The sequence below is a fragment of the Pantoea sp. X-Soil-TKNS-1211 genome (assembly GCF_059730495.1).
Genome location: NZ_AP035953.1, coordinates 2,672,218 through 2,696,035, shown reverse-complemented (window position 1 = coordinate 2,696,035; position 23,818 = coordinate 2,672,218). Strand labels below are relative to the sequence as shown.

General features: G+C 51.4%; 25 protein-coding genes and 1 tRNA gene. 13 read left to right on the top strand and 13 right to left on the bottom strand.

The features are described 5' to 3' along the window. Positions 1-63: 63 nt before the first annotated feature. A complete protein-coding gene (locus AC6I8W_RS12900; RefSeq protein WP_497835327.1) occupies positions 64-1,605 on the top strand; it encodes a right-handed parallel beta-helix repeat-containing protein in 1,542 nt (513 codons plus the stop codon). 139 nt (positions 1,606-1,744) lie between these two features. Beyond that, positions 1,745-2,629, top strand: coding sequence for a type I 3-dehydroquinate dehydratase (gene aroD, locus AC6I8W_RS12895; protein ID WP_497835326.1), 885 nt, complete (start codon positions 1,745-1,747; stop codon positions 2,627-2,629). 47 nt (positions 2,630-2,676) lie between these two features. Here the strand turns inward: aroD and AC6I8W_RS12890 are convergent, their stop codons facing one another. Continuing rightward, positions 2,677-3,966 carry a carbohydrate porin gene (locus tag AC6I8W_RS12890; RefSeq protein WP_497835325.1) on the bottom strand — a complete coding sequence of 430 codons (1,290 nt, stop codon included), beginning with the start codon at positions 3,964-3,966 and terminating at the stop codon, positions 2,677-2,679. Positions 3,967-4,383: 417 nt separating this feature from the next. Here AC6I8W_RS12890 and AC6I8W_RS12885 point away from each other — a divergent pair, with 417 nt between their 5' ends. Together AC6I8W_RS12885 and AC6I8W_RS12880 are read left to right on the top strand one after the other, a co-directional pair. Then, positions 4,384-4,572, top strand: coding sequence for a hypothetical protein (locus AC6I8W_RS12885; RefSeq protein ID WP_497835324.1), 189 nt, complete (start codon positions 4,384-4,386; stop codon positions 4,570-4,572). Continuing rightward, positions 4,511-5,431: a PDDEXK nuclease domain-containing protein gene (locus AC6I8W_RS12880; protein WP_497835323.1), complete on the top strand. Its 921-nt coding sequence runs from the start codon at positions 4,511-4,513 to the stop codon at positions 5,429-5,431. The genes AC6I8W_RS12885 and AC6I8W_RS12880 overlap by 62 nt, the downstream gene beginning before the upstream one ends. Before the next feature lie 116 nt (positions 5,432-5,547). On the opposite strand, the gene AC6I8W_RS12875 is transcribed toward AC6I8W_RS12880, so the two are convergent. The 3 genes from AC6I8W_RS12875 to AC6I8W_RS12865 all read right to left on the bottom strand — a co-directional run bounded on the left by AC6I8W_RS12875 (position 5,548) and on the right by AC6I8W_RS12865 (position 7,350). Next, positions 5,548-5,623 (bottom strand) — tRNA-Asn (locus AC6I8W_RS12875). Positions 5,624-5,727: 104 nt separating this feature from the next. Then, positions 5,728-6,504 (bottom strand): DgsA anti-repressor MtfA, encoded by a 777-nt coding sequence (mtfA, locus tag AC6I8W_RS12870; protein WP_497835322.1) that lies wholly within the window; start codon positions 6,502-6,504, stop codon positions 5,728-5,730. Positions 6,505-6,669: 165 nt separating this feature from the next. Beyond that, a complete protein-coding gene (locus AC6I8W_RS12865; protein ID WP_497835321.1) occupies positions 6,670-7,350 on the bottom strand; it encodes an ASCH domain-containing protein in 681 nt (226 codons plus the stop codon). 595 nt (positions 7,351-7,945) lie between these two features. On the opposite strand from AC6I8W_RS12865, the gene AC6I8W_RS12860 reads away from it, so the two are divergent. Together AC6I8W_RS12860 and AC6I8W_RS12855 are read left to right on the top strand one after the other, a co-directional pair. Continuing rightward, positions 7,946-8,644 (top strand): phosphohydrolase, encoded by a 699-nt coding sequence (locus AC6I8W_RS12860; protein ID WP_497835320.1) that lies wholly within the window; start codon positions 7,946-7,948, stop codon positions 8,642-8,644. A 76-nt stretch (positions 8,645-8,720) separates the two neighbouring features. After that, positions 8,721-8,972: a hypothetical protein gene (locus AC6I8W_RS12855; protein ID WP_497835319.1), complete on the top strand. Its 252-nt coding sequence runs from the start codon at positions 8,721-8,723 to the stop codon at positions 8,970-8,972. A gap of 29 nt (positions 8,973-9,001) precedes the next feature. Here the strand turns inward: AC6I8W_RS12855 and AC6I8W_RS12850 are convergent, their stop codons facing one another. Both AC6I8W_RS12850 and dcm read right to left on the bottom strand, forming a co-directional pair. Continuing rightward, positions 9,002-10,603, bottom strand: a complete 1,602-nt coding sequence (locus tag AC6I8W_RS12850) for a methyl-accepting chemotaxis protein (protein ID WP_497835318.1) — start codon at positions 10,601-10,603, stop codon at positions 9,002-9,004. Between the two features lie 120 nt (positions 10,604-10,723). Then, positions 10,724-12,127 (bottom strand): DNA (cytosine-5-)-methyltransferase, encoded by a 1,404-nt coding sequence (dcm, locus tag AC6I8W_RS12845; RefSeq protein WP_497835317.1) that lies wholly within the window; start codon positions 12,125-12,127, stop codon positions 10,724-10,726. Positions 12,128-12,270: 143 nt separating this feature from the next. Here dcm and AC6I8W_RS12840 point away from each other — a divergent pair, with 143 nt between their 5' ends. From AC6I8W_RS12840 to dgcQ, 6 genes are all read left to right on the top strand, one after another. Further along, entirely contained in the window at positions 12,271-12,747 is a 477-nt protein-coding gene (locus AC6I8W_RS12840; protein WP_497835316.1) for a very short patch repair endonuclease, read from the top strand. Positions 12,748-12,816: 69 nt separating this feature from the next. Then, a complete protein-coding gene (locus AC6I8W_RS12835; RefSeq protein WP_497835315.1) occupies positions 12,817-13,092 on the top strand; it encodes a hypothetical protein in 276 nt (91 codons plus the stop codon). Positions 13,093-13,102: 10 nt separating this feature from the next. Continuing rightward, entirely contained in the window at positions 13,103-14,005 is a 903-nt protein-coding gene (locus AC6I8W_RS12830) for a DUF808 domain-containing protein (protein ID WP_497835314.1), read from the top strand. A 45-nt stretch (positions 14,006-14,050) separates the two neighbouring features. Beyond that, complete coding sequence (locus AC6I8W_RS12825) at positions 14,051-14,185, top strand: hypothetical protein (protein WP_021182849.1); 135 nt, start codon at positions 14,051-14,053, stop codon at positions 14,183-14,185. A 181-nt stretch (positions 14,186-14,366) separates the two neighbouring features. Then, positions 14,367-14,546 (top strand): YodC family protein, encoded by a 180-nt coding sequence (locus AC6I8W_RS12820; RefSeq protein WP_021182850.1) that lies wholly within the window; start codon positions 14,367-14,369, stop codon positions 14,544-14,546. A gap of 172 nt (positions 14,547-14,718) precedes the next feature. After that, positions 14,719-16,371, top strand: a complete 1,653-nt coding sequence (dgcQ, locus tag AC6I8W_RS12815; protein ID WP_497835313.1) for a cellulose biosynthesis regulator diguanylate cyclase DgcQ — start codon at positions 14,719-14,721, stop codon at positions 16,369-16,371. On the opposite strand, the gene AC6I8W_RS12810 is transcribed toward dgcQ, so the two are convergent. The 3 genes from AC6I8W_RS12810 to yodD all read right to left on the bottom strand — a co-directional run bounded on the left by AC6I8W_RS12810 (position 16,368) and on the right by yodD (position 19,014). Continuing rightward, a complete protein-coding gene (locus AC6I8W_RS12810; protein ID WP_497835312.1) occupies positions 16,368-17,588 on the bottom strand; it encodes a glycosyltransferase family protein in 1,221 nt (406 codons plus the stop codon). The two genes, dgcQ and AC6I8W_RS12810, sit on opposite strands and share 4 nt — an antisense overlap. A gap of 32 nt (positions 17,589-17,620) precedes the next feature. After that, on the bottom strand, positions 17,621-18,418 hold the full coding sequence (locus tag AC6I8W_RS12805) for a mannosyl-3-phosphoglycerate phosphatase-related protein (RefSeq protein ID WP_497835311.1): 798 nt from the start codon (positions 18,416-18,418) through the stop codon (positions 17,621-17,623). A 362-nt stretch (positions 18,419-18,780) separates the two neighbouring features. Then, positions 18,781-19,014, bottom strand: a complete 234-nt coding sequence (gene yodD / locus AC6I8W_RS12800) for a YodD family peroxide/acid resistance protein (protein ID WP_497838183.1) — start codon at positions 19,012-19,014, stop codon at positions 18,781-18,783. Between the two features lie 337 nt (positions 19,015-19,351). Here yodD and dsrB point away from each other — a divergent pair, with 337 nt between their 5' ends. Then, a complete protein-coding gene (dsrB, locus tag AC6I8W_RS12795; protein ID WP_497835310.1) occupies positions 19,352-19,546 on the top strand; it encodes a protein DsrB in 195 nt (64 codons plus the stop codon). A gap of 99 nt (positions 19,547-19,645) precedes the next feature. Here dsrB and AC6I8W_RS12790 read toward each other — a convergent pair whose 3' ends face one another. From AC6I8W_RS12790 to fliQ, 4 genes are all read right to left on the bottom strand, one after another. Beyond that, positions 19,646-21,340, bottom strand: a complete 1,695-nt coding sequence (locus AC6I8W_RS12790; RefSeq protein ID WP_497835309.1) for a methyl-accepting chemotaxis protein — start codon at positions 21,338-21,340, stop codon at positions 19,646-19,648. Between the two features lie 150 nt (positions 21,341-21,490). Next, positions 21,491-22,126, bottom strand: a complete 636-nt coding sequence (gene rcsA, locus AC6I8W_RS12785) for a transcriptional regulator RcsA (protein ID WP_480364272.1) — start codon at positions 22,124-22,126, stop codon at positions 21,491-21,493. Positions 22,127-22,754: 628 nt separating this feature from the next. After that, positions 22,755-23,543: a flagellar biosynthetic protein FliR gene (fliR, locus tag AC6I8W_RS12780; RefSeq protein ID WP_497835308.1), complete on the bottom strand. Its 789-nt coding sequence runs from the start codon at positions 23,541-23,543 to the stop codon at positions 22,755-22,757. Continuing rightward, the gene (gene fliQ, locus AC6I8W_RS12775) at positions 23,543-23,812 is read right to left on the bottom strand and encodes a flagellar biosynthesis protein FliQ (RefSeq protein WP_480364269.1); all 270 of its coding nucleotides are present in this window, start codon (positions 23,810-23,812) and stop codon (positions 23,543-23,545) included. Before fliQ ends, fliR begins: the two co-directional genes overlap by 1 nt. Between the last annotated feature and the right edge of the window lie 6 nt (positions 23,813-23,818).

Sequence of the window (23,818 nt, the reverse complement as noted above, 5' to 3'; positions counted from 1 at the left end):
AAACCAGGGGCCGGAAATTAAAGGTGTTTATTTCCGGCTACTTTAGTAAGAACGGAATTCATCATGATTAAAAATAACATTACCTGTGCAATAGCATTGCTATTGCCATTGGTTTCACACGCCGCAGATAACGCAACACAAAGTATTGAAGTATTACGGGTGACGTCTCCCGCCGATGATGGCAGCCAGGGCACGCTACGTTGGGCACTGGAAAAGAATAACCAAAATCCCGGACATTACCGCATTGAATTACAATCTACCAACAGCCAGCCACTGATTATCAAACCCAATAAACCGCTACCGGAGATTAAAGGCCCGGTGGAGATTATTAACACCGATTTTCTCAAGCAGGGGAAATATGTCGCTATCGACGGTTCTGGCTATATTAAAGGGGTGGATCCGCAATCCTGTCCCGGTGCCGTCCCGGGTCAGTATGGTGCGAATGTGCGTACCACGACCATGCCGGGTCTGGTGCTGCGCGATACCCATGATGTCACCCTGCAAGGGGTGGAAGTGCGTAATTTCTGCATTGGCATTCTGGTTAATCGCGCTAAAAATAACGTGATTGAAGATAACCGTATTGTCGGTAATCACGGCGGTGCTGGTATTATGTTGACGGGAGATGATGGTAAAGGTAACTCAACTGCCACCACCACCGAGCGTAATAAAATTATCCGCAATACCTTTATTAATAATGGTGATGCGATGGAGGCCACGCGTGGTGCCTCGTTCAACCTGATTGCGGATAACTTTATCACCACTGACAGCGTCCAGAATCAGGAGCCATCACAGGGTCTGGAAATGTTGTGGGGGAATGATAACGAAGTGATTCACAATCACTTTGAAAACTATTCCGACGGGGTGCAACTGAATTGGGGTAATCGCAACTATATTGCCGATAATACTTTCACCCATCTCTCTTCCGCAGTGACGTTAAGTGGTACAGGCAACGTAGTAGCAGGAAATATTATGACTGGCAACCGCGTGGCGGTTTCGGTACGTCCACAGGGTGAGCCAGGTAAAGACGGCAGCTTTGGGATTAACCGGATCACCGGACCTGCCGTAAACCGCATCACCGAAAATATTATGGTCGACAACGGTAAGGATATTAAGCGTTGCTTTGCCGGTGGTAGCTGCCTGCCGGGTTATGCCGGGGCGATTGTATTTAATGTGCCGGGCCTTGAACATGCGGCGTTTATCGGTAATCGTGGCGGTGGTATCAGCAATGACACCAGCACGCTGGAAAAAATCTGCGCCATTGATGGCAACGTGGCCGGTTGTGAAGCGACGCCAAATAAAGATCAGCATGCGCCCGCCATTACCCGCGTCGTGCGTAATCAGCATACGCTGACCATTGACGGCAGTGTGAAGGGGGAGGCTAATACCGCCTACCGGATTGAGTTCTTCTCCAACAGCCAAGCATCGATGGACGAAGCGGAGCACTTCCTCGGCTATCAGATGGTCACCATTGATGCGCAAGGCACCGGTACCATCCATTATCAAACACCGGTAAGTGCGGATTTGCAGGTGGCGAATGTGACAGCGACCGCCACCACCGATGACGGTGCAACCTCACCCTTAAGTAAGCCTGCCCCGATGCAATAACCCATTCCTGAGCGAGCTGCGGCACAGCGTTACCTGACGGCATTCATCTGCAACTAAAAAAATAATCCGACCGGAAAGAGGCAGCTCCACTGCTGATCTCATCCAGTCAGGTGTGTCATTAGCGAAACAGGAACTACCCATGAATTTGCATAAGAGTGTATTAGCGATTTCTCTGCTGCTGGCCTTGCCAGGTGTGACCAGCGCCATTGCCGCCACCAGCGCACCGGCTGCTGCCGTCAATGTACGACACGCACAACCGATCACCATTCGCCAGACCACCATTGGCGAAGGTATGCCGAAAGTCATCATCCCTACCACCGGCGCGACAGCCGACCAGGTTCTGGCGCAGGCCAAAGTTATCGGCAGCAACCCGGATGCCGATTTGATTGAATACCGTATTGATTACCTGAATTTCGCCACCGATGCCGCACAAGTTGGTGCGTTAGGTAAACAGGTCGCCGCTGAAGTGCAGGGTAAACCCCTAATCCTGACTTTCCGCACCCATTCCGAAGGCGGGGCGAAAGCCATCAGCGATAAGGCGTATGGCAAGCTCTATCTGGCACTGATTAAAGATCACTTTATCGATATTCTTGATGTGGAGATGTTCCGCGATCCGGCGGTGATTCATCAGGTGGTGACTGCCGCTCATGCCGCCGGGGTTAAAGTGGTGATGTCCAGCCATGATTTCCAGAAAACCCCGGCGACCAGCGAGATTGTATCCCGTCTGCGTAAGCAGGACAGCATGGGAGCCGATATCCTGAAAATTGCTGTGATGCCGCATGATTCAGGCGATGTGGTGAAACTGATGGATGCCACGGCGCAGATCCGCAACAACTATTCACGTAAACCATTGCTGACCATGTCAATGGGTGGTTTGGGTGCGATTTCACGACTTTCCGGGGAAGTGTTTGGTGATGATCTGACCTTCGGCATGATCGGCAGCGCCTCGGCACCAGGACAGGTGGATGCAGCACAACTGCATCAGGTATTGAAAACCGTCGATGTGGCGCTCAACGGCCATTAATCCGCCGAAAATATGCCTTCTGCAATCACTGCGGAAGGCATTCTGCTTTAAAACTTCACTTTGACCTGAACACCCGCTACCCAGGTATCCTTAATCTCTTTATTCGAGAAGGCACCCGGTTCTTTGATGTACTGTACACTTGGACGTACCGACAGCCACGGCGTCGCTTGCAGGTTATAGGTCATTTCAACCAGCTGCTCACCGATATCCAGACCATTAACCATTTCTGCATCGGCCAATTCGCCTTTGGCACGCAGGCTGTCAACGGCGTTATCACGGCTGTGCTGGTTGTACACCGCACGACCATAACCAATCGCAATCGCATCATGCGGGCGCGTTTCAAATGGTCCATTTAACACGAAACCGGCCGAGTACCAGTGACGGAATGGGGAAGTGGCGGCATCGGTGGTGGTGGCCTGACCAAACATATGCAGGTTCTGGCTGCGCAGCGAGGCGGACTGCCAAATGGTCTGATCGGCCAGCAGGTAGGCACCCCAGCGCTTATCAGCACGCTGATCGGGTTGGTCGATACGTGCAACGTTAGAGCTGTCGTAGTAGTAACCCAGTTTGTATTGGCCGGGTAACGCACCCTGTAAGTTGTAGATCAACTCAACCGGGACGATATAGCCGGTAGTGCCCGGTGCGAAGGGTTTAAATGCGCGTGATGATTCGCTGTTCTGCTCTGGGTTGACGTTAAACACCGCTGTTTGCAGCGCCCAGCTCTCATTGAAGGTGTACTTCAGTTCACCGCCGAGGTGGGCATTCGGGTAGTTACCCCAGCCGCTGCCACCTGACATCGACAGCGGGTGAGCACAGAAACCTGCGTTCATAAAGTTGGTGAGAATCGACAGGCCGCCGAAATCATTACCCATTGCCAGCCAGCCCAGTTTGTATTGCAACTGCGGGGTGAACAAATAGTTAGCGTAGCTGAGTTCGCTCAAGCGAGTATATTCACCGCCATACACTTCCTGGATCGGCAGACGATTGCCGACCAAATCAGCTGAGGTGCTGCGACCACGGCGGTCATTGATCGAGAGTTGGACCGTACCGGCGTTTTCCGCATTGAACATGCGGTTTAGATCAAAGGTCGCGCCCAGACGGACCTGTTGGGCGTAACGCGTTCCGTAAGACTGGCCGCCACTCAACACACCGGCGGTTTCGGAGACATAGTCGCCGGTCAGGCTGACACCGTGTTGAGCGAGGTCGCTGCGTGCGCCACCCCAGTCGCCGGTCAGGGTATCCTGGTGGAAAAAATCGGTAGCTTGTGCGGCGGGTACGGCCAGCGCGCACAGGAGGGCGACAGGCAATGGCCTGATTTTAAAACGAATGGTTTTCATGATGTACGTAGTAGAAAGTTAATAAGCACGCTTATTGTACCTCCTGGTACGTTTCTGATCGTCGGCTTATTGACGTTTCATGACAAACCAAGTGTTTCTGGATTTGTCTGGCGGTAACTTTAGGTTTTCAGCAAAGCGACGAATGCTTGCCCTCGTCAGAATGGGGCCTGGCTGATACAATTTAGAGCGGTTTTTTGTGCAACTAACACCCTCTGGCGTGTCGCGTATTTGGCAATCTGTCCTGAAAGCGTGTTTTCTACTCTTGTTTGAGGATGCTGGATTGAACTTCAATGACAAAAAATCGAGGAATAGACGAACCATGTTGTCCTCAATTCCCACATCTGCCGCTATAGAAAGTCTCATACTTAGCGGCAAAGCCCCGGTGAAAGCGGGTTAACAAGACACGGAGGTAGTGCTATGAGCAAGAAGCTCCCGGCTTCATTGATTCCAGAACCTAAGGGTTATGCTGACTGGCTGGCCGACCTGAAGGGCCGCATTCATAGCGCTCAACAACGTGCTGCACTGGTGATAAACAGGGAATTGGTTGGGCTGTATTGGCGAATCGGTCGTGATATCCTGGCACGGCAGGCAGAGCTGGGGTGCTAAAGTCATCGAACGCCTGGCGCACGATCTACGTACAGCTTTTCCCGATATGAAGGGCTTTTCACCTCGTAACCTCAAATATATGCGCGCTTTTGCCGAAGCCTGGCCGGACCCGGAGTTTGTGCAAGCGGTGCTTGCACAATTACCCTGGTATCACCAGTTAGCTTTGTTGGATAAATTGACCGTGCCTGAAGATCGTCGCTGGTATGCCATCAAGGCTATTGAGCATAGCTGGTCGCGTAATGTTCTGGTAATGCAAATCGAAAGCCGTCTGTTGCAGCGAAGTGGCACCGCAGTGACTAACTTTGATGTCAGCCTGCCTCGGGCGCAGTCTGATCTGGCCCGTGAATCACTGAAAGACCCTTACCGTTTCGATTTCCTTGGGTTGACTGAAGAGGCCCAGGAGCGTGAGGTGGAAAACGCGTTGGTAAAACATGTGACCGAGTTTCTGTTGGAACTGGGCGCAGGTTTTGCCTTTGTGGGGCGGCAGGTGTTGCTGGATGTAGGTGGTGATGAGTTTTTCATCGACCTGCTGTTCTACCACCTGAAGTTGCGCTGCTATGTAGTAATCGAACTCAAGGGCGGCAAGTTCAGACCTGAGCATTTGGGGCAGTTAGGATTCTATCTTACAGCTGTCGATCGGCAGATAAAAGACGAGCAGGACAACCCTACTATTGGTCTCTTGCTATGCAAGAGCAAAAACAAAGTGGTTGCCGAATATGCTCTGGGCGACAAGGCACAGCCGATGGGCATCGCTGAATACAAATTAGTTGAATCTCTACCTGAGGAGTTCCAAACCAACTTGCCGAGCATTGAACAACTGGAGCGTGAGTTGGCAGGCGATGCAGAGGATTCTGCCTGAACAAAGAAAGCGAAGTTATAAAGTTATTTATAGAGCCGCTGGCCGAGCAAGTCTGACCAAGAATGAAGGGTAGCAAAAAGCCCGCTTAAGTTTCCTTAAGCGGGCTTCTCTAAATATGGCTCCTCTGACTGGACTCGAACCAGTGACATACGGATTAACAGTCCGCCGTTCTACCGACTGAACTACAGAGGAATCGGTGTTGATGGCGCGCATATTAATGGGCAGTGCCGGTGCTGTCAACAGCTAAAAACACATTTGTATTCAACTGGCTAGCATTAATACAAAGCGATCGCGCTTTAAGCAATTTCAGGGCGCGTGGCTGTTAAACGCGCCAGTGGGTCCTGGCGATAGAATTGTTGCAGGTGGCGATACATGGCAGGAAAACGCCCTGCCAGTAAATCCGGTGCGCTAAAGAAATATTCGGAGAGGACGGCAAAGCACTCGGCGGGATCGCTGGCGGCGTAGGGATCGATGGTGGCAGCTTGTTCACCCACCAGCTCCACTTCAGCTTCAATCTCCTCCATCGCCAGAAGTAAATCTTTCTCCCAACTGGCGACATCGCGCAGGGCGATGGCCGGGACGCCGCTGGTGTAGCCACTACCGCGCGCATCCAGTTTGTGTGCGACTTCGTGGATCACCAGGTTATAGCCGGAGAGATCAAACGAATCCTGAATATCCAGCGCATTTAACACCACCGGACCCTGGGTCCAGCTCTGGCCCGCGTGTACCGCTGCTGCCTGATGCACCAGACCGCTGTCATCTTGCCAGTGGTCATCTACATTGAAAGGCTCCGGGTAGATCAGAATTTCATGGAAGCCATCGAGCCATTCAAGGCCGAGTTTCAATATCGGAAGGCAAAACAGCAGCGCCAGCCGGGCACTACGCAGCTCGTCGAGCTGCAAGCCCTGGAGTGGGGTGATTTTTTTCTGTTGCAGAAAACGCTGCGCCAGGACGACCAGGATGGCTTGCTCGTTTTCTTCAAGCAGTGAGAAGATTGGCTGCGCCAGCGCCTGTTGCCACGGCAACGCTGCAACTGACGTTTCTACCTGCGCGTGCCACGGCCATTTGAACATCGCATCACTCACTCTTCAGGACGGAAGACGGTATCCTCGCGCGGCACAAAGAAAATTACCAGCGCAGAATCAAAGCCGTCTATTCAACCTGTTAGTGAGGATTTTGTCTGTGACTGAGGTTGCAAAGGTGAGAGGTAAGCCGCTCACCTTTACGGGCGAAAGGCATTACCCTTCACGCGCCACACGCTGGAACTCGATCACCCATACCCACGGGTTCACTTCCCAACTGGTGGCACCGTATTGTTTCTGCCATGCCTTACGGTAGGCTTCTTTCGGCGATTCCGAGTTCATATTCATGGTGAAGAAGTTATTCAGGAAGTGTGAGTCAGTCTGCACGCCTTCTGCCATGATGTCATCTTCACTGATGTCCTGGATCTTTTCGGCACGAACGCAGGTGATCTCCAGATCAATACGGCTGGCCCAACGCGGCATATGGATGGCCGTCTGCCAGCCAAATTGCTCGGCATCTTGCAAATTGTCATCCTGCTGCCCCAGCTCATTGCTGTCAGCGCGGTATTGGCAATACACCGGATCGCGGAAGGGAAGTGGGTCACGTTCATACTCTGCCAACTGCTCCTCAGGCACAATCGGTCCACGCCAGGTCTCGCGCACCCAGAGACGATCGCCGGGTTTACCATAGGGGCAATGGTAACTGATGTCTGACATCGACATCAGTTTATAGCCGTGCAGATGGTTAGCACTGACGTCAAAGGCGTGTACGCCTTCATGATGATCCTGACCTGGTCCAAATGCCTGAGTCTTCATAATGCGCCGGGTCTGTGTTTGCTGGCCAACCAGCAGGGCGCGGACCCGCTGTTCGGAAAAAAGAATCGGCCGTTCTTTCATGATTTACCTCTTGTTGTGTCACCAACCCGGAGAATTTGCTGAACCATCCGCATCCACGGATGTGCAGAATTAGCATAATGGGTTTAAATCAATTTGCTTAATAATTTGTCGCCTTATAGTCAGGCTTTCAGTGCGTATTCAGTTTTAAAAATGGCTCATAAGCAAAAAACGTGCTTGTTTGAGTTCAATGGAAAAACAAAATCGCATTTTTCTCAGATACAGTACGTTATAACGAACACAATGGGAACTCTTTCAGAATATGTCGTGGGTGATCGGTCGGCCGAAGCGTTTTGAGCTAGCGCGTTAAACCATAATAAACCAGTAACACACTATTTCTGCATGGCTTTAAAACATTATGACTGCTAAACAGAGTTGTTTAACTGAAACGACGATGAGGAAATCCCGAAAACACGTGTGGTGCTGGGAAAGCGTGGTTAACAGCGCTATAACAGGATCAGGATCGCATTTTTTCACAGGTGATTATGCAGGAGGGGTGTAAAGAAAGTGTCATCACCGGACCGCTATGATGTTGGCAGGAGTAGCACGCTGATCAATGACGGCGGTGCTTTATAACAGCAATAACAGGAGAAGCACGATGTCGCTAACAGGCTGGCAAAACCGTTTCGAAAACTGGTTGCAGCAAAACTGGCTGCACGATGATAAAGCCCATGATATCGCCCACCTGCGTCGTGTCTGGATGAGCGCGTCACGCATTATGCAAAATAGTGATGCTGACGCGCTGGTGGTGCTAACCGCTTGCTATTTTCATGATGTCGTCAACCTACCGAAGAACCATCCGGAACGCCATCTGGCTTCAACTCACGCCGCCGCAGAGACGCGTCGTATTCTGCAACAGGATTTTCCGGACTTTCCGTCTGAATTAGTCGATGCGGTGGCACACGCGGTACAGGCACACAGTTTCAGTGCCGCTATCACACCACAGACTCTTGAAGCCAAAATTGTTCAGGACGCGGATCGACTGGAGTCGTTGGGTGCCATCGGCCTGGCACGGGTGTTTTACACTGCCGGTGCACTGGGACGCCCGCTGTTCGACAGCGAGGATCCGCTGGGTAAAGATCGCGAACTGAATGATGTGCACTGGACGTTGGATCACTTCCAGAAGAAGTTATTACGTCTACCGGAAACGATGCAAACCGAGGCTGGACGCCAGTTAGCGGAATACAACGCTGACTTCCTGGTACACTACATGGCAAAGCTATGTGCTGAGCTACAGGGCAACCTGACATCCATCGATGAATCGGTACTAAGGGATTTCAGTCCCATACATGTCTAATATTAAATTTTTATGACAGCCTGTTAACTTTCGGCATCTTCCGCTACGTTGATGAAAATCAATAAGGAGTAACACGATGACCGAGACCGTTAATTTAACGATTAAGATTGATCCTGCGCTGAAAGAACACATCAAACAACTGGCTCTGGACAACCAAATCTCCATGAGCCAGGAAATTGTGAATCGCTTGCAGGCAAGCTTTCAGGCGCCTGCGCAGGATGCGATCGACAATCAGGACACCGAAGAAGCGGTAGCCGATCAGCTGAGTGCTGCCGAACTGAAGCAGATTCGTGCGTTGCTGAAGAAGCAGGGCAAGAAGAAGAAATAAGAGAAAAACCGTCAACTGACGGTTTTTTTTTACTTAACATCCAGCCGAAACTGCTGCGCCCGTTGCGCCAGGCGGTCAGACAGCTCACGTAACTGCCCGGCAGCGAATACTTGCTGGGCATTATGTTTTTCGTTTTGCTGTAACTGCTCACTCATGGTCACCACCTCTTGAGCGATGGTACTTACGCGACGACTTTGCGCCGTGGTATTGCTCTGCAAATCATCCAGTTGCTGCACTACCCCGGATACCGCTGCGCTGATCTGCGCGAACAGCGTCTCCAGCGTTTTCACCATATCGAAACCGTCGTTGACATGCTGGCGCGTGTTCTGAATCAAGCCATCTATCTGCCGCGTTGACTGGCCGCTTTGTTGCGACAGCAAACCAATCTCTTTCGCCACGACTGAGAAGCTGCGGCCATATACCCCGGCATGCGCTGACTCAATGGCGGCGTTCAGTGCCAATAGTCGGGTTTGCAGCGACAGGTTATCCAGCATGTCGACAATCCCGGCGATATCGCCCGAGGCAGTAACAATCTGCTGCATTTGATGTTCCATATTGTCGACTTCCCGCGCGCAGTTTCGCATCAGGGTGTCGGCGGATTGTGCTTCACGTGTGGCCTGTTGTGAGAAACGTGCGCCGTTTTCCACTTCTTCCGACACACGATGCAGACGTTGTGATAAATGGTGAAAACTGGCGTTTTGTGCCTGATGCTGCTGCATCACCTGCTCATTATGTTGCTGCATATTCTCGGCACCGACCGCCACGCTGGCAGCCACCGTATTGATATCACTGATAATTTGCTGCAATCCTTGTCGCATAGTGTCAATCGACTGGAACAGTTGATGCGTTTCCAGCGACTGGCGGCGCGGAGGGGAATGGTGGATAAGGAGATCACCGGTGGCAATGAGTTCCAGTTGCGCGTTGGCCTGACGCAGTGGGCGCAGCACGCCGTGCATCAGCAGGCTGGCGGCCAGAATCAGCAGGGCGATTAGCAGCCCACTGACCAATAACGACATGTTGCGACTCTGCTTCAGCGTGACAAGCGTGCTTTGATTCACATCACTGAGTTGATGATTGGCCTGCTCAATTTCGTGAAACCACGCGTCGTTAAATTGCTGCTGAAAGGCCTGCATCGGCACCATAAAGAACGCATTGATGTCATTGGCGGCGAGACCGGTTAATTGTTCCTGCAACCCTCCAGCCAGCAGGGTAAATCCCTGGGCCAGCGGACTGTCGGCGATGGCATGATATTGCGAGAAAAGCTGCTGCGCCTGATTGAGTGAATCTTGAGCGGCAGCGGCGAGACTCTTCCAGCTATCCACTGAACCGCTTTGTTGATCCTGCATCAGGTAGATAGCCGCGCCGTGACTGTTATCACTGGCGGTGAGGAGTTCAATTCGTGCTTTATCCAGCAGGGCCAACCTTGCTCTGAGTTGATTGGCCTGTTGTAGCGACATTTGGGTCTGGTTGACGTGGTTGTTGAGTAACCACACCCCCGCTGATTGTAGTATGCAAAACAGCGCAATAAATAGCAGAAACTGGCTGCGCAGGCTGGTGAGCCACAGAGGAATACGCAGTGGAAGCCGTGCGCAAAAACGCGCTGGCAGAGAGATTACCGAAAGGAGTGACATCTAACGCCCCCAAAAAATAAAAAGCAGTATTGGCAGGGCATGTGACAGTTTGGTGACAGTGAAACGACATCCAGACAAAACAGCAGAAATGTCGTCCCTAAACTAAATACTGGATCTAAATCACTTGCTGGTACGGCTATATTGTTCGATCAACGGCAGCAGCAGTTGCGCGACAGCAGCAAATACCGGCACCACTACCGAGTTGCCAAACTGTTTATAGGCTTGGGTATCGGAGACTGGAATGCGGAACTGCGTTTCGCCCGGTGCTTCAAACCCCATCAGCCGTGCACATTCGCGCGGTGTTAAACGACGTGGGCGACGCGCCATATTGTCCGGCTGGTGGAACTCCTGCTCGCCCAGTGCGCTGTCCCAACCCCGGTCGATAAGAATTTCCGAGCCGTCTTTGTAATAGCGGGCCGACAGGGTACGTACGCATACCGAGGGATTACGCGGATCGTTCAGACCAAAGCCAAAGCCGTTGCCTTTGGCTTTGTGTTTTTTGGCGTATTGGTAGAGATAGTTCCACAGCACCGGCGATAGCGTGTATTTGGCTTCGGGTTGAGGTTCCAGCAAGCTGCTGAGGGTTGGCACTTGTTGCGGATAGAGCTTCGACAGGGCGCGTAAGGAAAAACCCTCACTCAGGCGGGTGTCGCGGCGGATGCCCACCAGCACAATACGCTCACGATGCTGTGGCAGAAAATGACGCGCATCGATGATTTTCGCATCTGACAACCCGCCGTTATCCGCATCGGCGACGTCGTAACCCAGTTCATCAAGGGTCGCCATAATGATGGCGAAAGTGCGCCCCTTATCGTGGCTTTTCAGGTTCTTTACATTTTCCAGGACAAAAAACGGTGGTTTTTTCGCTGCCAGAATACGGGCTACGTCGAAGAACAACGTTCCCTGCGCCTCACACTCAAAACCGTGTGCCCGACCCATGGCATTCTTTTTACTCACCCCGGCCAGTGAAAAAGGCTGGCACGGAAAGCCGGCCAGCAGCACCTGATGGTCAGGGATAGTGCGATCAATATGCTGATAGATAGCCTGTTCATCACTCAGGCCAGCCGGTTGCGTTACCTGGCGAATATCGCTGTTGAAGCGATGTTGCTGCGGATCGCAATAGTGGTTGGCCTTGTAGGTCCGCACCGCTTCTTTATTCCATTCACTGGTGAACACGCACTGGCCGCCAATCTGTTCAAAGCCACGACGAATGCCGCCGATACCGGCAAACAGATCGACAAACTGGAAACGCGGCGCGTCGTAGTGCGTCGGGCGAGAAGGTAATAATGCCTGCAAACTGGCGACCTCCGCGCTGCTTAACGCGGGGGCCGCACTCTTTCCCTGACGAATGCGATTGAGACGAGGCACGCTCCAGTCACAACCACCGGCGTCGCTCAGCGTGCTAACCAGATCGCGCGCAGCGTAAATCGCCAGCGCTTGCTGTAACAGCGCGGTGGCATCATCAGTGGCAGAAACAGAAAGTGGGGAGGGTGAGGCAGTCGCGGCGATCTCTTCGGCGTGCATGCGTTTTTCCTTAACAGTGAAGCGGCTATGCTACCACTCATCACGCAATGAAGAAATTGGCCCGATGTGCCGGTGGCGAATGTGGCTTTCGCTTTTGCCTCAAACCGCTAAAGTTGAAGGAGCCACAAGAAAAAGGAAAGATTATGGCCGACGTCCACTCCCGTGATGTGCGTAGCAAGAATATGCGTGCGATTCGTACTCAGGACACTGCGATTGAACAGCGTATCGCCTTGATATTAAAAGACCGTGGCTTTGCCTATCGGGTGCAGGATAAAGCGTTAGCCGGTAGGCCAGATTTTGTGGTTCCTGGTCAACAGGCGATTATTTTTGTCCATGGCTGCTTCTGGCATCGCCATCACTGCTATCTGTTCAAAATGCCCGCTACGCGTACCGAATTCTGGGCCGGTAAAATTAACAGTAACGTGGAACGTGACCAGCGCTACATTCAGCAGTTACAGGAGAGCGGCTGGAAGGTGCTGATCGTCTGGGAATGCGCTTTGCGCGGCAAGCTGCGTCTGGAGGATGAGGCGCTGATTGAACGGTTGGAGGAGTGGCTACTGGCTGCCAGTCACAGTGGTGAAATTGATCATGCAGGTTTGCATCATTATCGTGGCGGATAAGGCAGATTGTTGCTTTTACTCGCTATAACAGTTTAGATCTCTCCTTTCTCTGGGACGCGGAACATAGCCATGAGCAGCATTAAACTGACGGTCAAACGCCTGTACCAACTTCGTGATGAACGGATGGTCAACACCCATGCCACCGCCCGTGTCTATCTGGGCGATACACTGATCGCCACCGAAGAGATTACCGGTATGACGGAAAGTCCGGTGAGCAAATATTTGCATACCGGGGATGCGGCGGGGCAACCGTTGCGTGTCGAGTGGGATTGTGCGGGCATCGCCGATATGTCAGTGACGGCGGTTGAGCGTTGCCCCTGTTGTCAGGATAACGAACCCGAATAAGGAAAACATTTTGGCTGGAACCAGCTTACTGACGCTTCTGGATGATATTGCTACCTTGCTTGATGACATCTCGGTAATGGGCAAAGTGGCCGCAAAAAAAACCGCCGGAGTATTGGGTGACGATCTGTCATTGAATGCGCAACAGGTCACCGGCGTGAAAGCTAATCGCGAATTGCCAGTGGTCTGGGCGGTGGCGAAAGGCTCCTTTATCAACAAATTGATCCTTGTGCCGTTGGCATTGCTGATCTCGGCGTTTGCCCCGTGGCTGATTACGCCGCTGCTGATGATTGGCGGTGCGTACCTCTGCTATGAGGGCGTGGAGAAGGTGTTACACAGCCTGAACCATGATAAAGCCGAGCAAAGCCCGGAAGCACGTCAGCAACGCCTTGAGCAACTGGCGCAGCAAGATCCGCAGAAATTTGAGAAGGATAAAGTGAAAGGTGCAGTGCGCACCGATTTTATCCTTTCAGCTGAAATTGTGGCTATCACGCTGGGTATTGTCTCGGAAGCACCGTTGCTCAATCAGGTGATGGTGCTGGCGGGCATTGCCATTCTGGTGACGGTGGGGGTCTACGGCATCGTCGCCGGGATTGTGAAAATTGACGATCTTGGTTACTGGCTGCGGGAGAAATCCACCACTCTGGCGCAGGCCGTGGGGAGTTTGTTACTGGCGGCCGCACCGATACTGATGAAAATCCTGTCGGTGGTTGGCACTGTGGCGATGTTCCTGGTGGGCGGCGGCATTGTTATACACGGGATTACGCCGTTGCATCACGCGATTGAGGAGTACAGTGGTGGCTTTAATCCACTGGTCTCGGCGCTGTTAAGCAACGGTGCTAACCTGGTGCTGGGTTTTTTGATTGGGTCGATCGTGCTGTTGGTAGTGAATCTGATTGCCAAAGTACGTGGATAAAGACTATAAAGCGCTGGAAATTTCTAATCACGGGTCAGGAGAACGATGATGAACGACGATATGTTTGAATTTGATATCGATGCACAGCTGGAACAGGCTGAAGCGAAAGCGGCGGAGAAAGCACGTGAAGTCCCGACCGATTTGAGCGACGAAGCCGATTGCGAAGGTTGTAAAATCTGATTTTCCCACCCGGGAAAGCATTTCAAAGCGGATAATAATTTTTATCCGCTTTTTTTATTTTCCGCATATTTAACTGCTTATTCCTAAATTGCAGTAATAATCACAATCTCTTATAGGCAAAAACCCCGCGCACCTGCTATACCTGATGAAGTTCATTCAACGGGTAGAAGGGAGGGCGTGTATGACCTTTGCGATCAGTGACGAAGTTCAGCATAAACAGGGCGGACCCACTATGGTGGTGACCGGCTATGCCAGCGGAATGGTAGAGTGTCGTTGGTATGATGGCTACAGCGTGCGCCGTGAGGCGTTCCATAGTGACGAACTTTGTCACTTATCTGCTGCGCGTCAACTAGCCAGCTAAGTGCTGGGTTATTTTGCATGAATTCGTAGCGGCGCGATTTATCGCGCATTTCCGTGCTCGATGCAGGAAAACGTCGCGTGATAAATCGCGCTGCTACTGATCCCTCGCTGTACGATTTTTCCCCTGCTGACTACACTGTTTTCATTCGCCTTTTTCCGGAGCATGGTTGCTGATGGCACAATCGCCACTTCCCCGGCAGTCGGGCAATCCCTTTTTACCTGTTCATCTGTGTTTTATTGCGGTTTTCCTTTTCTCAGCGTTTCTGACGGTACATGAAGCGCTTGAACTCAAAACCAATTACGAAGATCGCCAACGTGCGCAACTGGCGGAAATACAAAAAAACCTCGACAGTCAGTTCCAGGAAAGTGTGGATGAGCTGGTTTACTACGATAAAATGCTCAGTTATGCCCTGGCACACCCGCTTGATTCAGACAACGCGCGTGAAGCTGTCATCCGTTTTAAGGATTTGCGTCAGCAACCACAGTGGCAGTTACAGTTGAATAGCCCGCGCAGTATGCCACTCAACGGTGTCAGTGATGCGTGGTTGAAGCGTGACCCGTTGTTGCAGCGTGATCCGGCACGCATAGATCAGGAAATCCGCGCGGCGCTGGAATTCAGTTTTATTATGCAGTTCAGTGATCCCGACCAGGATTTTTATTCACGGTTTTGGTACATCTCGCGTGCCGGGTTTTATATCAGTTCACGCCCGCCGCAAAGCCCGCAAGAGCTGGAACTGAGTTATGCCACTATGGTTCAGCGTGCCTATTTTCGTGCGCTGGACCCGCTACAAAATCCTCAGTTACGACTGCGCTGGACCAGTGGCTATCAGGGATTATTCGATGAAGGTCTGATGATTACGCTCAGCACCCCTATTATCAGTAATGGCTACTGGTATGGCGTACTATCAATGGATTTCCCACAGGCACGAATCCGTGACCTGATGACAGAATCGCGCCATAGCCTGTTGCAGGGCAACCTGGTTTTTCTCGATCGTAAGTTGAATGAAGTTACCCGCTTACACGCACCCAACGAAGAGCCGCTTGATACGGCAGAACGTAATGAACTCCTGGAACGTATGCGACAGAAACCGAGCGGGATATTGCGACTGGGCACCCAGTTTGCCAGTTGGAGCAAACTAAAAAATGTCGATGGTTACATCATTAACGTCCAAACCCTGAAGCAAGGAATGAAGCAGGAACTGGGTCGCGTCTCATTATTCCTGTTTGGCATGTGGATGCTATTTGTGCTGATGTTGCTGGTGGCACATCAGATTATCTTCCGTCTGGTACGGCGTATGGATGACCTTTCGGCAAAACTTACCTGGCGAGCCAACTATGATGGGTTAACACGACTCCTTAATCGCAGTGCCTTCTTTGAGCAATTTGTTGCACAGGCAACCCATTGTCAGCAGTTGCAGCGGCCACTGTCGGTTATTCAACTGGATGTCGATCATTTTAAGAAGGTCAATGATACCTGGGGACATCATGCTGGCGATCAGGCGTTGATCCGTGTCGCCAGCGTCATCAGTCATACGCTGCGTAAATACGATGTGGCGGGGCGCATTGGCGGGGAGGAGTTCTGTATTGTGCTGCCGGAAACCACGTTGATTGAAGCCAGCGCCGTCGCGGAGCGCATCCGTGCGCGCCTGGCTGCCAAAACCATTCTGGTGAACGCCAGTACCACTTTTAACATCACGCTATCTGCCGGTGTCACCAGCAGTGAGGAGCAGGGCGATTACGACGCCGAGAGCTTGCAGGCTAAAGCCGATAGCCGTCTCTATCTGGCGAAAACCCACGGCCGTAATCGCGTGTGCAGCGCGGATTAAACCTTGCCGTCGTTATCCTCTTCGACCGCCTGATAAATCCGTTGCAGGATATCCGGAAAAGCGGATTGCACTCGGCTCCAGCTGGGGATAAAGGGTTTATCATTCGGGCGTTCAATAAACGCCTGACCGGCGTCAAGGATCGCCTGAGTGAACATCTCCACTGCCGCCTCTTCGATATGTTGGTCGAACTTGAGGCCATTCATGGTGGCTTCGTGGTTGTAGATCTCCATCATATCCAGCGCGTTGCGATAATAGGTGGCTTTCAGTACCCGGAATGAATCACTGGTTAGTGGTACGCCCATCGTTGCCAGTTTCCGTAGCAGCGATTGCACGATGTCGTTGCTCATGCGTTTAAGACCACCGGTGCCATCTTCTTCAGCCAGGGGCTGGTGCTTATGATCATAGTTATCGGCAATCTCCACCTGGCAGCTTTGCCGTGTGGTGTAGTTGCGATAAATCTCCGACAGCACCCCAATTTCTAACCCCCAGTCGCCGGGAATCTTAATATTGTTCAGCACGTGAGTGCGCATGGCAAACTCCCCGGACAACGGGTAGCGGAAGCTGGCGAGATAGTCGAGATACTCCGAGTGACCATAGACTTTTTGTAGTGAACGCAGCAGCGGCCCCACCAACAACCGCCCAACACGACCATTCAGTTTGCCGCCTGCCACTCGCGCATAAAACCCTTTGCAGAATTCATACTGAAAAGCCGGATTCGCCAGCGGATAGAGCAAACGCGCCAGCATGCTACGTTCATAGGTGACGATGTCGCAATCGTGCAGCGCGACGCAACTGGTGCGATCCGAGGCCAGCGTGTAGCCGGTACAGAACCAAACGTTCCGTCCTTTTCCCGGCTGGCTCGGCGAGAGTCCTTCTTTGTCCAGTTCCGCATCCAGCGCCTTCAGACGCGGCCCGTCATTCCACAAAATACGATGGCGCTGCGGCAGGCGCGCAAAGAACTCGCGTGCAAACAAAAACTGGTCGCGGTCTGCGCGATCGAGACCAATGACAATTTCATCAAGATACGGCACTTTGGCCAGTTCATTGACAATGTTATCCAGCGCTGGGCCTTCCAGTTCGGAAAATAGCGATGGTAAAACCAGCCCCATTTTGCGTTTGCGCGCAAAGCGCACCATCTCTTTTTCCAGCGATTCAACGCTGCGGTGGGTGAGATTATGAAAGTTGGTAATCACCCCATTCTGGTAAAAATCACTCATCGCCTCATCCTTCTGATTAGCTGTGTGGCCCGTTAATCGGGTTGGGCAAGAAAATAATCCAAACCTTCGCGCCAGCCCTCCGGGCCAACGTGTGCAGTGTGGTAGACGTTTTCATCATCATCGCGTGTCAGGATGACCGGCGTTTTACTGAAACCTTTAATCACGACGGCATAATCGACCTGTTCCAGCATTGGCACATCATTGGGGCCATCGCCTAAGCCGATGGTGGTACGGGTTGTGCCATCTCGTTGAGCCAGATGTTGTTGCAGGACTTGTAGTGCATGACCTTTCCCGCATCCCTCGGGCATCACATGCCAGAAACGTCCTCCCTGGGTTAATGCCAGACCCTGTTGATGTAGTGCTACACGAAATGCATCCAGACGTGCGGCATCGTCACGCCACAATATCACTTCGGAGGCATCGCGCTGCCGACTTTGACTGGCTTCCACCAGCGTCAGGCCGGTGAACTTTGCCACGTCAACGTCGCTGAAATCGTGAAAGCCGGTGAAGCGAAAGTGTGCCTGTAAGCTTTTTAACTGCTGACAAAGTGCCAGGTACGCCTGCCCAGATCCTTCACTGCGTGTTGGTTCCGCTTCAAGAACCACACGCGCGCCGTTTTCAGCAATAAAAGGTGTGCCGCTGATGCCGAGCTTTTTCTGTAGCGGGATAATTTCGGCAGCGGTCTTGCTGGAACAGATCACCAGAGGAATCTGATTTTGTTTCAGACGTTCCAACCATTCGCTGGCGGCATCCCAACGATAATCATGATGGTCCAGCAGAGAACCATCGAGGTCGGTGACTATCAATAACGGTTGGTCAAGGCTGACCATCTTCACACTCCTTACACCCTGGGGCATCCGTAAAGCGAGGAATAATCAGTATAATAGCGTAATCGTGATCACAGTTTTTCGCACTGCAAAGGGAAAGTAACCCAGGAAGAATCCTAAAACAAGGTGACAGCAGGATTGTGCATAGGTGAAAGAGGTGCAGAAAAAAAGCAGCATACATGCGGTGTTCTCGGTAACAAGCACGGTGATAAACGCATGATAAGTTGCACCTCTGGAAAGTGCTGGCACTTGTCTTATTCAGACTGAGGCGTAATCTGGCTGCTGTGTTAGAGATTTTCCTGGTGTAACGAATTTAACGCTTTATCTTTACCCGGCTATCCCGCCGGGTATTTTTTTGCCTGATCTCAGCGATTAACTTCCGTGATGCTGAAATCACGAATATCCAGTTCAAACGCTTCAGCCAGTTCAATGTAGGAGTCGTAAGATTCGCCATTGACTTTAACGCGATGGGCGTGCTCGGCTTCCATAAATTCTTTAACCTCTCCCGAGGTTTTTTTCTGGATCGCCTGGAGCAACGCATCAACATCAATGTTCACTTCGCGCTGAACGTTATCGCTATACTCTTTTGCTGTTGCCATCATCAGGCCTCCTGAAAGGCGAAAGGGTTCTGAATAGTATAGACGGCAGGGGAAAACGGGCTGGAGAAGAATGACGGGCAAAAAAAAGCCCGCGCTGCGCGGGCAAAAATCCTTGTTACTTTTAGGTTGACTGCGCCTTTGGGGTTGGTGCAGTGCTAAAAATTCTACGCGGAGGCCGCGTCAAAAGTCTCGCCATGAAACGTTAAGGAAGTGAAAATACTGCATCTGACATAGCGTCAGTCGGGGTTGAGCCATCACACAAGGCTGATCGCGATCACACGATTGCGCTTTTCTTCCGTTACACTGTGTCCGAGGCATTATTTCTGGAGAGTATTCAATGAAGGTCAATGACCGCGTGACGGTAAAGACAGACGGCGGACCACGTCGTTCAGGCACCATTCTGGCTGTGGAGCCATTTAACGAAGGTATTATGTATCTGGTCGCGCTGGAGGATTATCCGCTGGGTATCTGGTTCTTTAATGAAAACGATCATGCGGATGGGGTCTTTGTCGAGCCGTATGCCGCGGATTAATGAGTAACACACGTAGCGGCGCGATTTATCGCGCAGGTTTTTCCGCCAGAACGCACGGGACCGCGCGATAAATCGCGCCGCTACGGTATGAAACTGATCTTAAAACGTTTCCCAGTTATCATTGCTGATGGTTGCCACGCGTGGCGTCAGCGCCTTTAACGTCGGTTGGACAACCGGCGTCGTGACCAGCAAACCGGGTTTGTCATTTAAACGAAATGCAGCAACTGCCTGCGTGAGTTTACCCGCCTGATCTTCCAGCGATGCTGCCGCAGAAGAGGCTTCTTCTACCAGTGAGGCGTTCTGTTGCGTTACATTATCCATCTCGGTGACAGCCAGGCTCACCTGCTGAATACCACGACTCTGCTCATCTGAAGCCGCCGCAATTTCTGACATAATGTCCGTGACGCGCCGTACAGCCTCAACAATTTCACTCATGGTGTTACCGGCGGCACCAACCTGATGAGAGCCATTGCTGATCAGATCGACCGATTCTGCAATCAGGGATTCGATCTCTTTCGCCGCCTGGGCACTGCGCTGTGCCAGACTACGCACCTCACTGGCGACCACGGCAAAGCCACGTCCCTGTTCACCGGCCCGGGCAGCTTCCACTGCGGCGTTCAACGCCAGAATATTGGTCTGGAAAGCGATGCTGTTGATGACATTGGTGATTTCAGCAATCTTTTTCGAGCTGCCAGAAATATTGTTCATGGTTTTCACCACGCCATCGACCAGCTCTCCGCCGCTGCGTGCTTTGCCTGAAGCATCGGCTGCCAGTTGGCTGGCATGATGGGCGTTTTCGGCATTCTGCTTAACGGTGGCGGTCAGCTGCTCCATACTGGCTGCGGTTTGCTCCAGTGCAGAAGCCTGCTGTTCGGTACGGGAGGAGAGATCGGTATTACCGGCAGAGATCTCACTCGACCCCTGATAAATGGCCACGGCACCTTCACGGACGACCCCAACGGTGCGCACCAATGATGCCTGCATCAGTTGCAGGTTATGCAGCAGGCTACCAATTTCACTGTTGCCCCATGCCTGCTCGGGAGCGGTTAAATCGCCCTGGGCGATACGTTCAATACGGGCTACTGACTGACGCAGTGGGTTGATCACCACGCGACGCAAGAACAGGAAGGTCAGCAACACCAACACCAACGCCGCAGCAAAGGCGGCAGCCATGGCGATAAAGCCGATACGAGACTGGTGCGCGGCTTCCGCATTGATGGCATCCGCACGCGTGGTGCGGATTTTAATCGCCTTAAGTAACACCTCGTTATACGCATCATCCAGCTTACGGGTGACATCGGTTTCCTGTGCGATAATGCCTTCAAAACTGCCTTGTTTGGCAGAATCAATCATCGGCTTCAGACCCTTATCAATATAAGCGTTGAAGCGTTCGGTCAGTGGCGCGTCCAGCGCCAGGTCTTCTGCGGTTTTGGTTTTGCGATTCATATAGAGTTTGAATCCGGCACGCGCCTGTTCTATGCGTTGCTCGGTGCGTGCCAGATCGGCACGATAACTCTCCATCTCGCCAATACGCGCAGCTGCACCGGACTGAATCACATTCAGACGTGCAGTACGCAGGTGGTTTGAGCTGTTGGAGATCCCCATACGAATCTGGATTTCATCCGTGGCGTCATTCAGCGAGTTATTGCTTTGAATCAGAAAGTAGCTGGCGAGTCCAATGCACAGGGCAAAAAGCAGCAGAATGCCACCAAAGATCATGCTGAAAAGAGGCATCAGGCGCAGGTTCTGCCAGATGCTGAGCTTATGTTGCTCATCAATCGATGCTGTTTTCATATCCTTGCTCTCATATAGGTTGGTGTTCTGAAGCTAACATCGGCAAGGAAGGGGAAAGGCTTAGCCAGCAGAGTGGGATCTACATCGCAAAATGGATAAAAACAAAAAAGGGCCAATCTGCTGATTAGCCCTTATTTTTACTGCGGGAAATTATCGCACGTTGACATAGATCCCGGAAGTAACATTATCGGTCAGACGCACAACATGGTAAATAACCTGTTTATTGTGGGTCTTGATTTTACGCTTAATATTACCTTTATGTGACGAAACTGTTTTCGCCTTAATTTGCATCTTGTCTGAAATTTGAATGGTGTCATGTCCTGACATCCACATTTTCAGCATATTTGATTCAGTCTGGCTTAATGTCAGAGGGTGAATATCAAGTCCAGCCGAAATTCGTGGCGCTGCATTGAGTTTCTTTTGCAGATAGGTGCCAAGCAGGGAATCCAGGGTCGATGTTTTAATCGATTTTGACGTAATAATCAGGTTCTTACGAACGTAGAGATATTCCTCAAAATGGATATTTGATATCGCCATGAAGATGAAAAATAAGGTGTCAGGATGCTGCATGATGACGCCGCGAATACGATCGCTGGAATCGGATTCATGAATGAAGCACTCTTCGTTAATAAATACGACACCGGGCTTAAGTTGTTCACACCTTTGCTGCAATTGCTCGATGTCGGACACGGAAGTAATATTTTTCTTTTTAACTCCCTTTGCGGACATATAGTCCGATAATCCCAGGCGTGTGTAGTTGCATGAATCCATAATAATCGTTGGCATGTTAGCGACCCTCACCAATTTGTTATCCGTTTAAATCAACGATGAATTACGCGTTTGCGGTACGAGAGAGATTTCCAAAGACACTTTTTTATTCTGCTCAGCAGTCTGGCGGAGTAAACCCGTGCGCCATCATGACTCTTCCCTGATCCGTTCTGCGAAGTTTGTTGTGTTGCTTCAACGTCACTCTTGTCCCCGCGATAGTGGGAATCGCCGGGAATTTGCTTTAAGTACTTAAATCGCTCATTTTTGCGAGCCATGTCACTATCGCGCATGTCACGGACAAATCTGATAGGACAAATCTTAAAAACATTTGAAATGCGAAAGTGTGACGTATCAGCGAGTGTTGACAATGCCGGAAAAAAGGTTTTCTTACAAGAAAAATCGCTGCAAAATTTTTTTCGTTTGAAAACAACATTTTGGGCATTTTCTCAACGAATCCACACGCTTAGGCACTGTAGGATTCGTCTGACTAAAATACTTGAAGCGCGGTTTAATAAGAATAATTTTCACCAGAAATGCGTATTTATCAGAATTTCCTCAGTTGATTTCTGAGAAACATGGTTCGAAAAATGCACAAATAGATTTTGAAAGCTTAACTATCACTTAAGAACGGCTACAGAATCATTAATCATCCCGCGCGGGAGAGTTCTGACAGGAACTGAGCGAGCAAATCAAAGACTTCACTGAAGAGATGTTCACAGAAAGGGGCAAGGAGAGGCATCATCAGACCGAGACTCAGGATCCCCACAGTTAAGGTGATTGGGAAGCCAACAACGAAAACTGATAACTGTGGTGTAACACGGTTTAACAAACCCAGGGCCATATTGAGCGTGAGGAGCAGAACTATTAATGGCAGAGCTAACATCATGCCATTAAGGAAAATTAATCCTGCGGCTTTGACCAGTGCCATAAATGCGTTGGCATTTAGCGGGTGATCGCTGATCGGCATGGTGTGGAAACTGTCGACCAGCATCGATATCAGCCACAGATGGCCGTTGAAGGTCAGGAACAGCAGCATTGCCAGCATATCAAGAATACGTGCCAGTACCGGCATATTCAGACGGCTACCTGGGTCAAAGAAGGTGGCGAACGACAACCCCATCTGCAAGCCAATCACTTCGCCCGCCATACGTACCGCCGCAAAGGCAAACTGCATGGACAGACCCAGACCGACGCCAATCAGAATTTGTTGCAGCAGCAACCAGAAGCCGGCGGCAGTAAACAGGGTGACTTCAACTTGTGGCAGCAGCGGCATCAAAATCCAGGTGGTGAGTACCGCCAGACCAATCTTGACGCGGTTCGGGATGCTTTTTTCACTCAGCACCGGGGCACTGGCAAACAACGCCAGCAAACGCACCATCGGCCAGAAAAACTGACTGACCCAATGGACCAATTGGCTGCTGTCGAGGTTAATCATTAACCGATGATATAAGGCAGGTTGCTAAACAGGGTGCGCATGTAATCCAGGATCAGGTTGAGCATCCACGGACCGGCGATCACGGCAGTGGCCGCCACGGCAAGAATCTTGGGAATAAACGACAGGGTTTGTTCGTTGACCTGTGTCGCTGCCTGCAACAGGCTGATGATCAGGCCACTGACCAGCGCCACCAACAACATCGGGGCTGCCATCAGCAAGGCAACACGCATTGCGTCTTGCCCCATTACCATTACCGATTCGGGTGTCATGTTGCG

Coding starts and splice junctions, on each gene's coding strand:
- AC6I8W_RS12900 (WP_497835327.1), top strand. CDS start 64: ATGATTAAAAATAACATTACCTGTGCAATAGCATTGCTATTGCCATTG.
- aroD (WP_497835326.1), top strand. CDS start 1,745: ATGAATTTGCATAAGAGTGTATTAGCGATTTCTCTGCTGCTGGCCTTG.
- AC6I8W_RS12890 (WP_497835325.1), bottom strand. CDS start 3,966: ATGAAAACCATTCGTTTTAAAATCAGGCCATTGCCTGTCGCCCTCCTG.
- AC6I8W_RS12885 (WP_497835324.1), top strand. CDS start 4,384: ATGAGCAAGAAGCTCCCGGCTTCATTGATTCCAGAACCTAAGGGTTAT.
- mtfA (WP_497835322.1), bottom strand. CDS start 6,504: ATGTTCAAATGGCCGTGGCACGCGCAGGTAGAAACGTCAGTTGCAGCG.
- AC6I8W_RS12865 (WP_497835321.1), bottom strand. CDS start 7,350: ATGAAAGAACGGCCGATTCTTTTTTCCGAACAGCGGGTCCGCGCCCTG.
- AC6I8W_RS12860 (WP_497835320.1), top strand. CDS start 7,946: ATGTCGCTAACAGGCTGGCAAAACCGTTTCGAAAACTGGTTGCAGCAA.
- AC6I8W_RS12855 (WP_497835319.1), top strand. CDS start 8,721: ATGACCGAGACCGTTAATTTAACGATTAAGATTGATCCTGCGCTGAAA.
- AC6I8W_RS12850 (WP_497835318.1), bottom strand. CDS start 10,603: ATGTCACTCCTTTCGGTAATCTCTCTGCCAGCGCGTTTTTGCGCACGG.
- dcm (WP_497835317.1), bottom strand. CDS start 12,127: ATGCACGCCGAAGAGATCGCCGCGACTGCCTCACCCTCCCCACTTTCT.
- AC6I8W_RS12840 (WP_497835316.1), top strand. CDS start 12,271: ATGGCCGACGTCCACTCCCGTGATGTGCGTAGCAAGAATATGCGTGCG.
- AC6I8W_RS12835 (WP_497835315.1), top strand. CDS start 12,817: ATGAGCAGCATTAAACTGACGGTCAAACGCCTGTACCAACTTCGTGAT.
- AC6I8W_RS12825 (WP_021182849.1), top strand. CDS start 14,051: ATGATGAACGACGATATGTTTGAATTTGATATCGATGCACAGCTGGAA.
- AC6I8W_RS12820 (WP_021182850.1), top strand. CDS start 14,367: ATGACCTTTGCGATCAGTGACGAAGTTCAGCATAAACAGGGCGGACCC.
- dgcQ (WP_497835313.1), top strand. CDS start 14,719: ATGGCACAATCGCCACTTCCCCGGCAGTCGGGCAATCCCTTTTTACCT.
- AC6I8W_RS12810 (WP_497835312.1), bottom strand. CDS start 17,588: ATGAGTGATTTTTACCAGAATGGGGTGATTACCAACTTTCATAATCTC.
- AC6I8W_RS12805 (WP_497835311.1), bottom strand. CDS start 18,418: ATGGTCAGCCTTGACCAACCGTTATTGATAGTCACCGACCTCGATGGT.
- yodD (WP_497838183.1), bottom strand. CDS start 19,014: ATGGCAACAGCAAAAGAGTATAGCGATAACGTTCAGCGCGAAGTGAAC.
- dsrB (WP_497835310.1), top strand. CDS start 19,352: ATGAAGGTCAATGACCGCGTGACGGTAAAGACAGACGGCGGACCACGT.
- AC6I8W_RS12790 (WP_497835309.1), bottom strand. CDS start 21,340: ATGAAAACAGCATCGATTGATGAGCAACATAAGCTCAGCATCTGGCAG.
- rcsA (WP_480364272.1), bottom strand. CDS start 22,126: ATGCCAACGATTATTATGGATTCATGCAACTACACACGCCTGGGATTA.
- fliR (WP_497835308.1), bottom strand. CDS start 23,543: ATGATTAACCTCGACAGCAGCCAATTGGTCCATTGGGTCAGTCAGTTT.
- fliQ (WP_480364269.1), bottom strand. CDS start 23,812: ATGACACCCGAATCGGTAATGGTAATGGGGCAAGACGCAATGCGTGTT.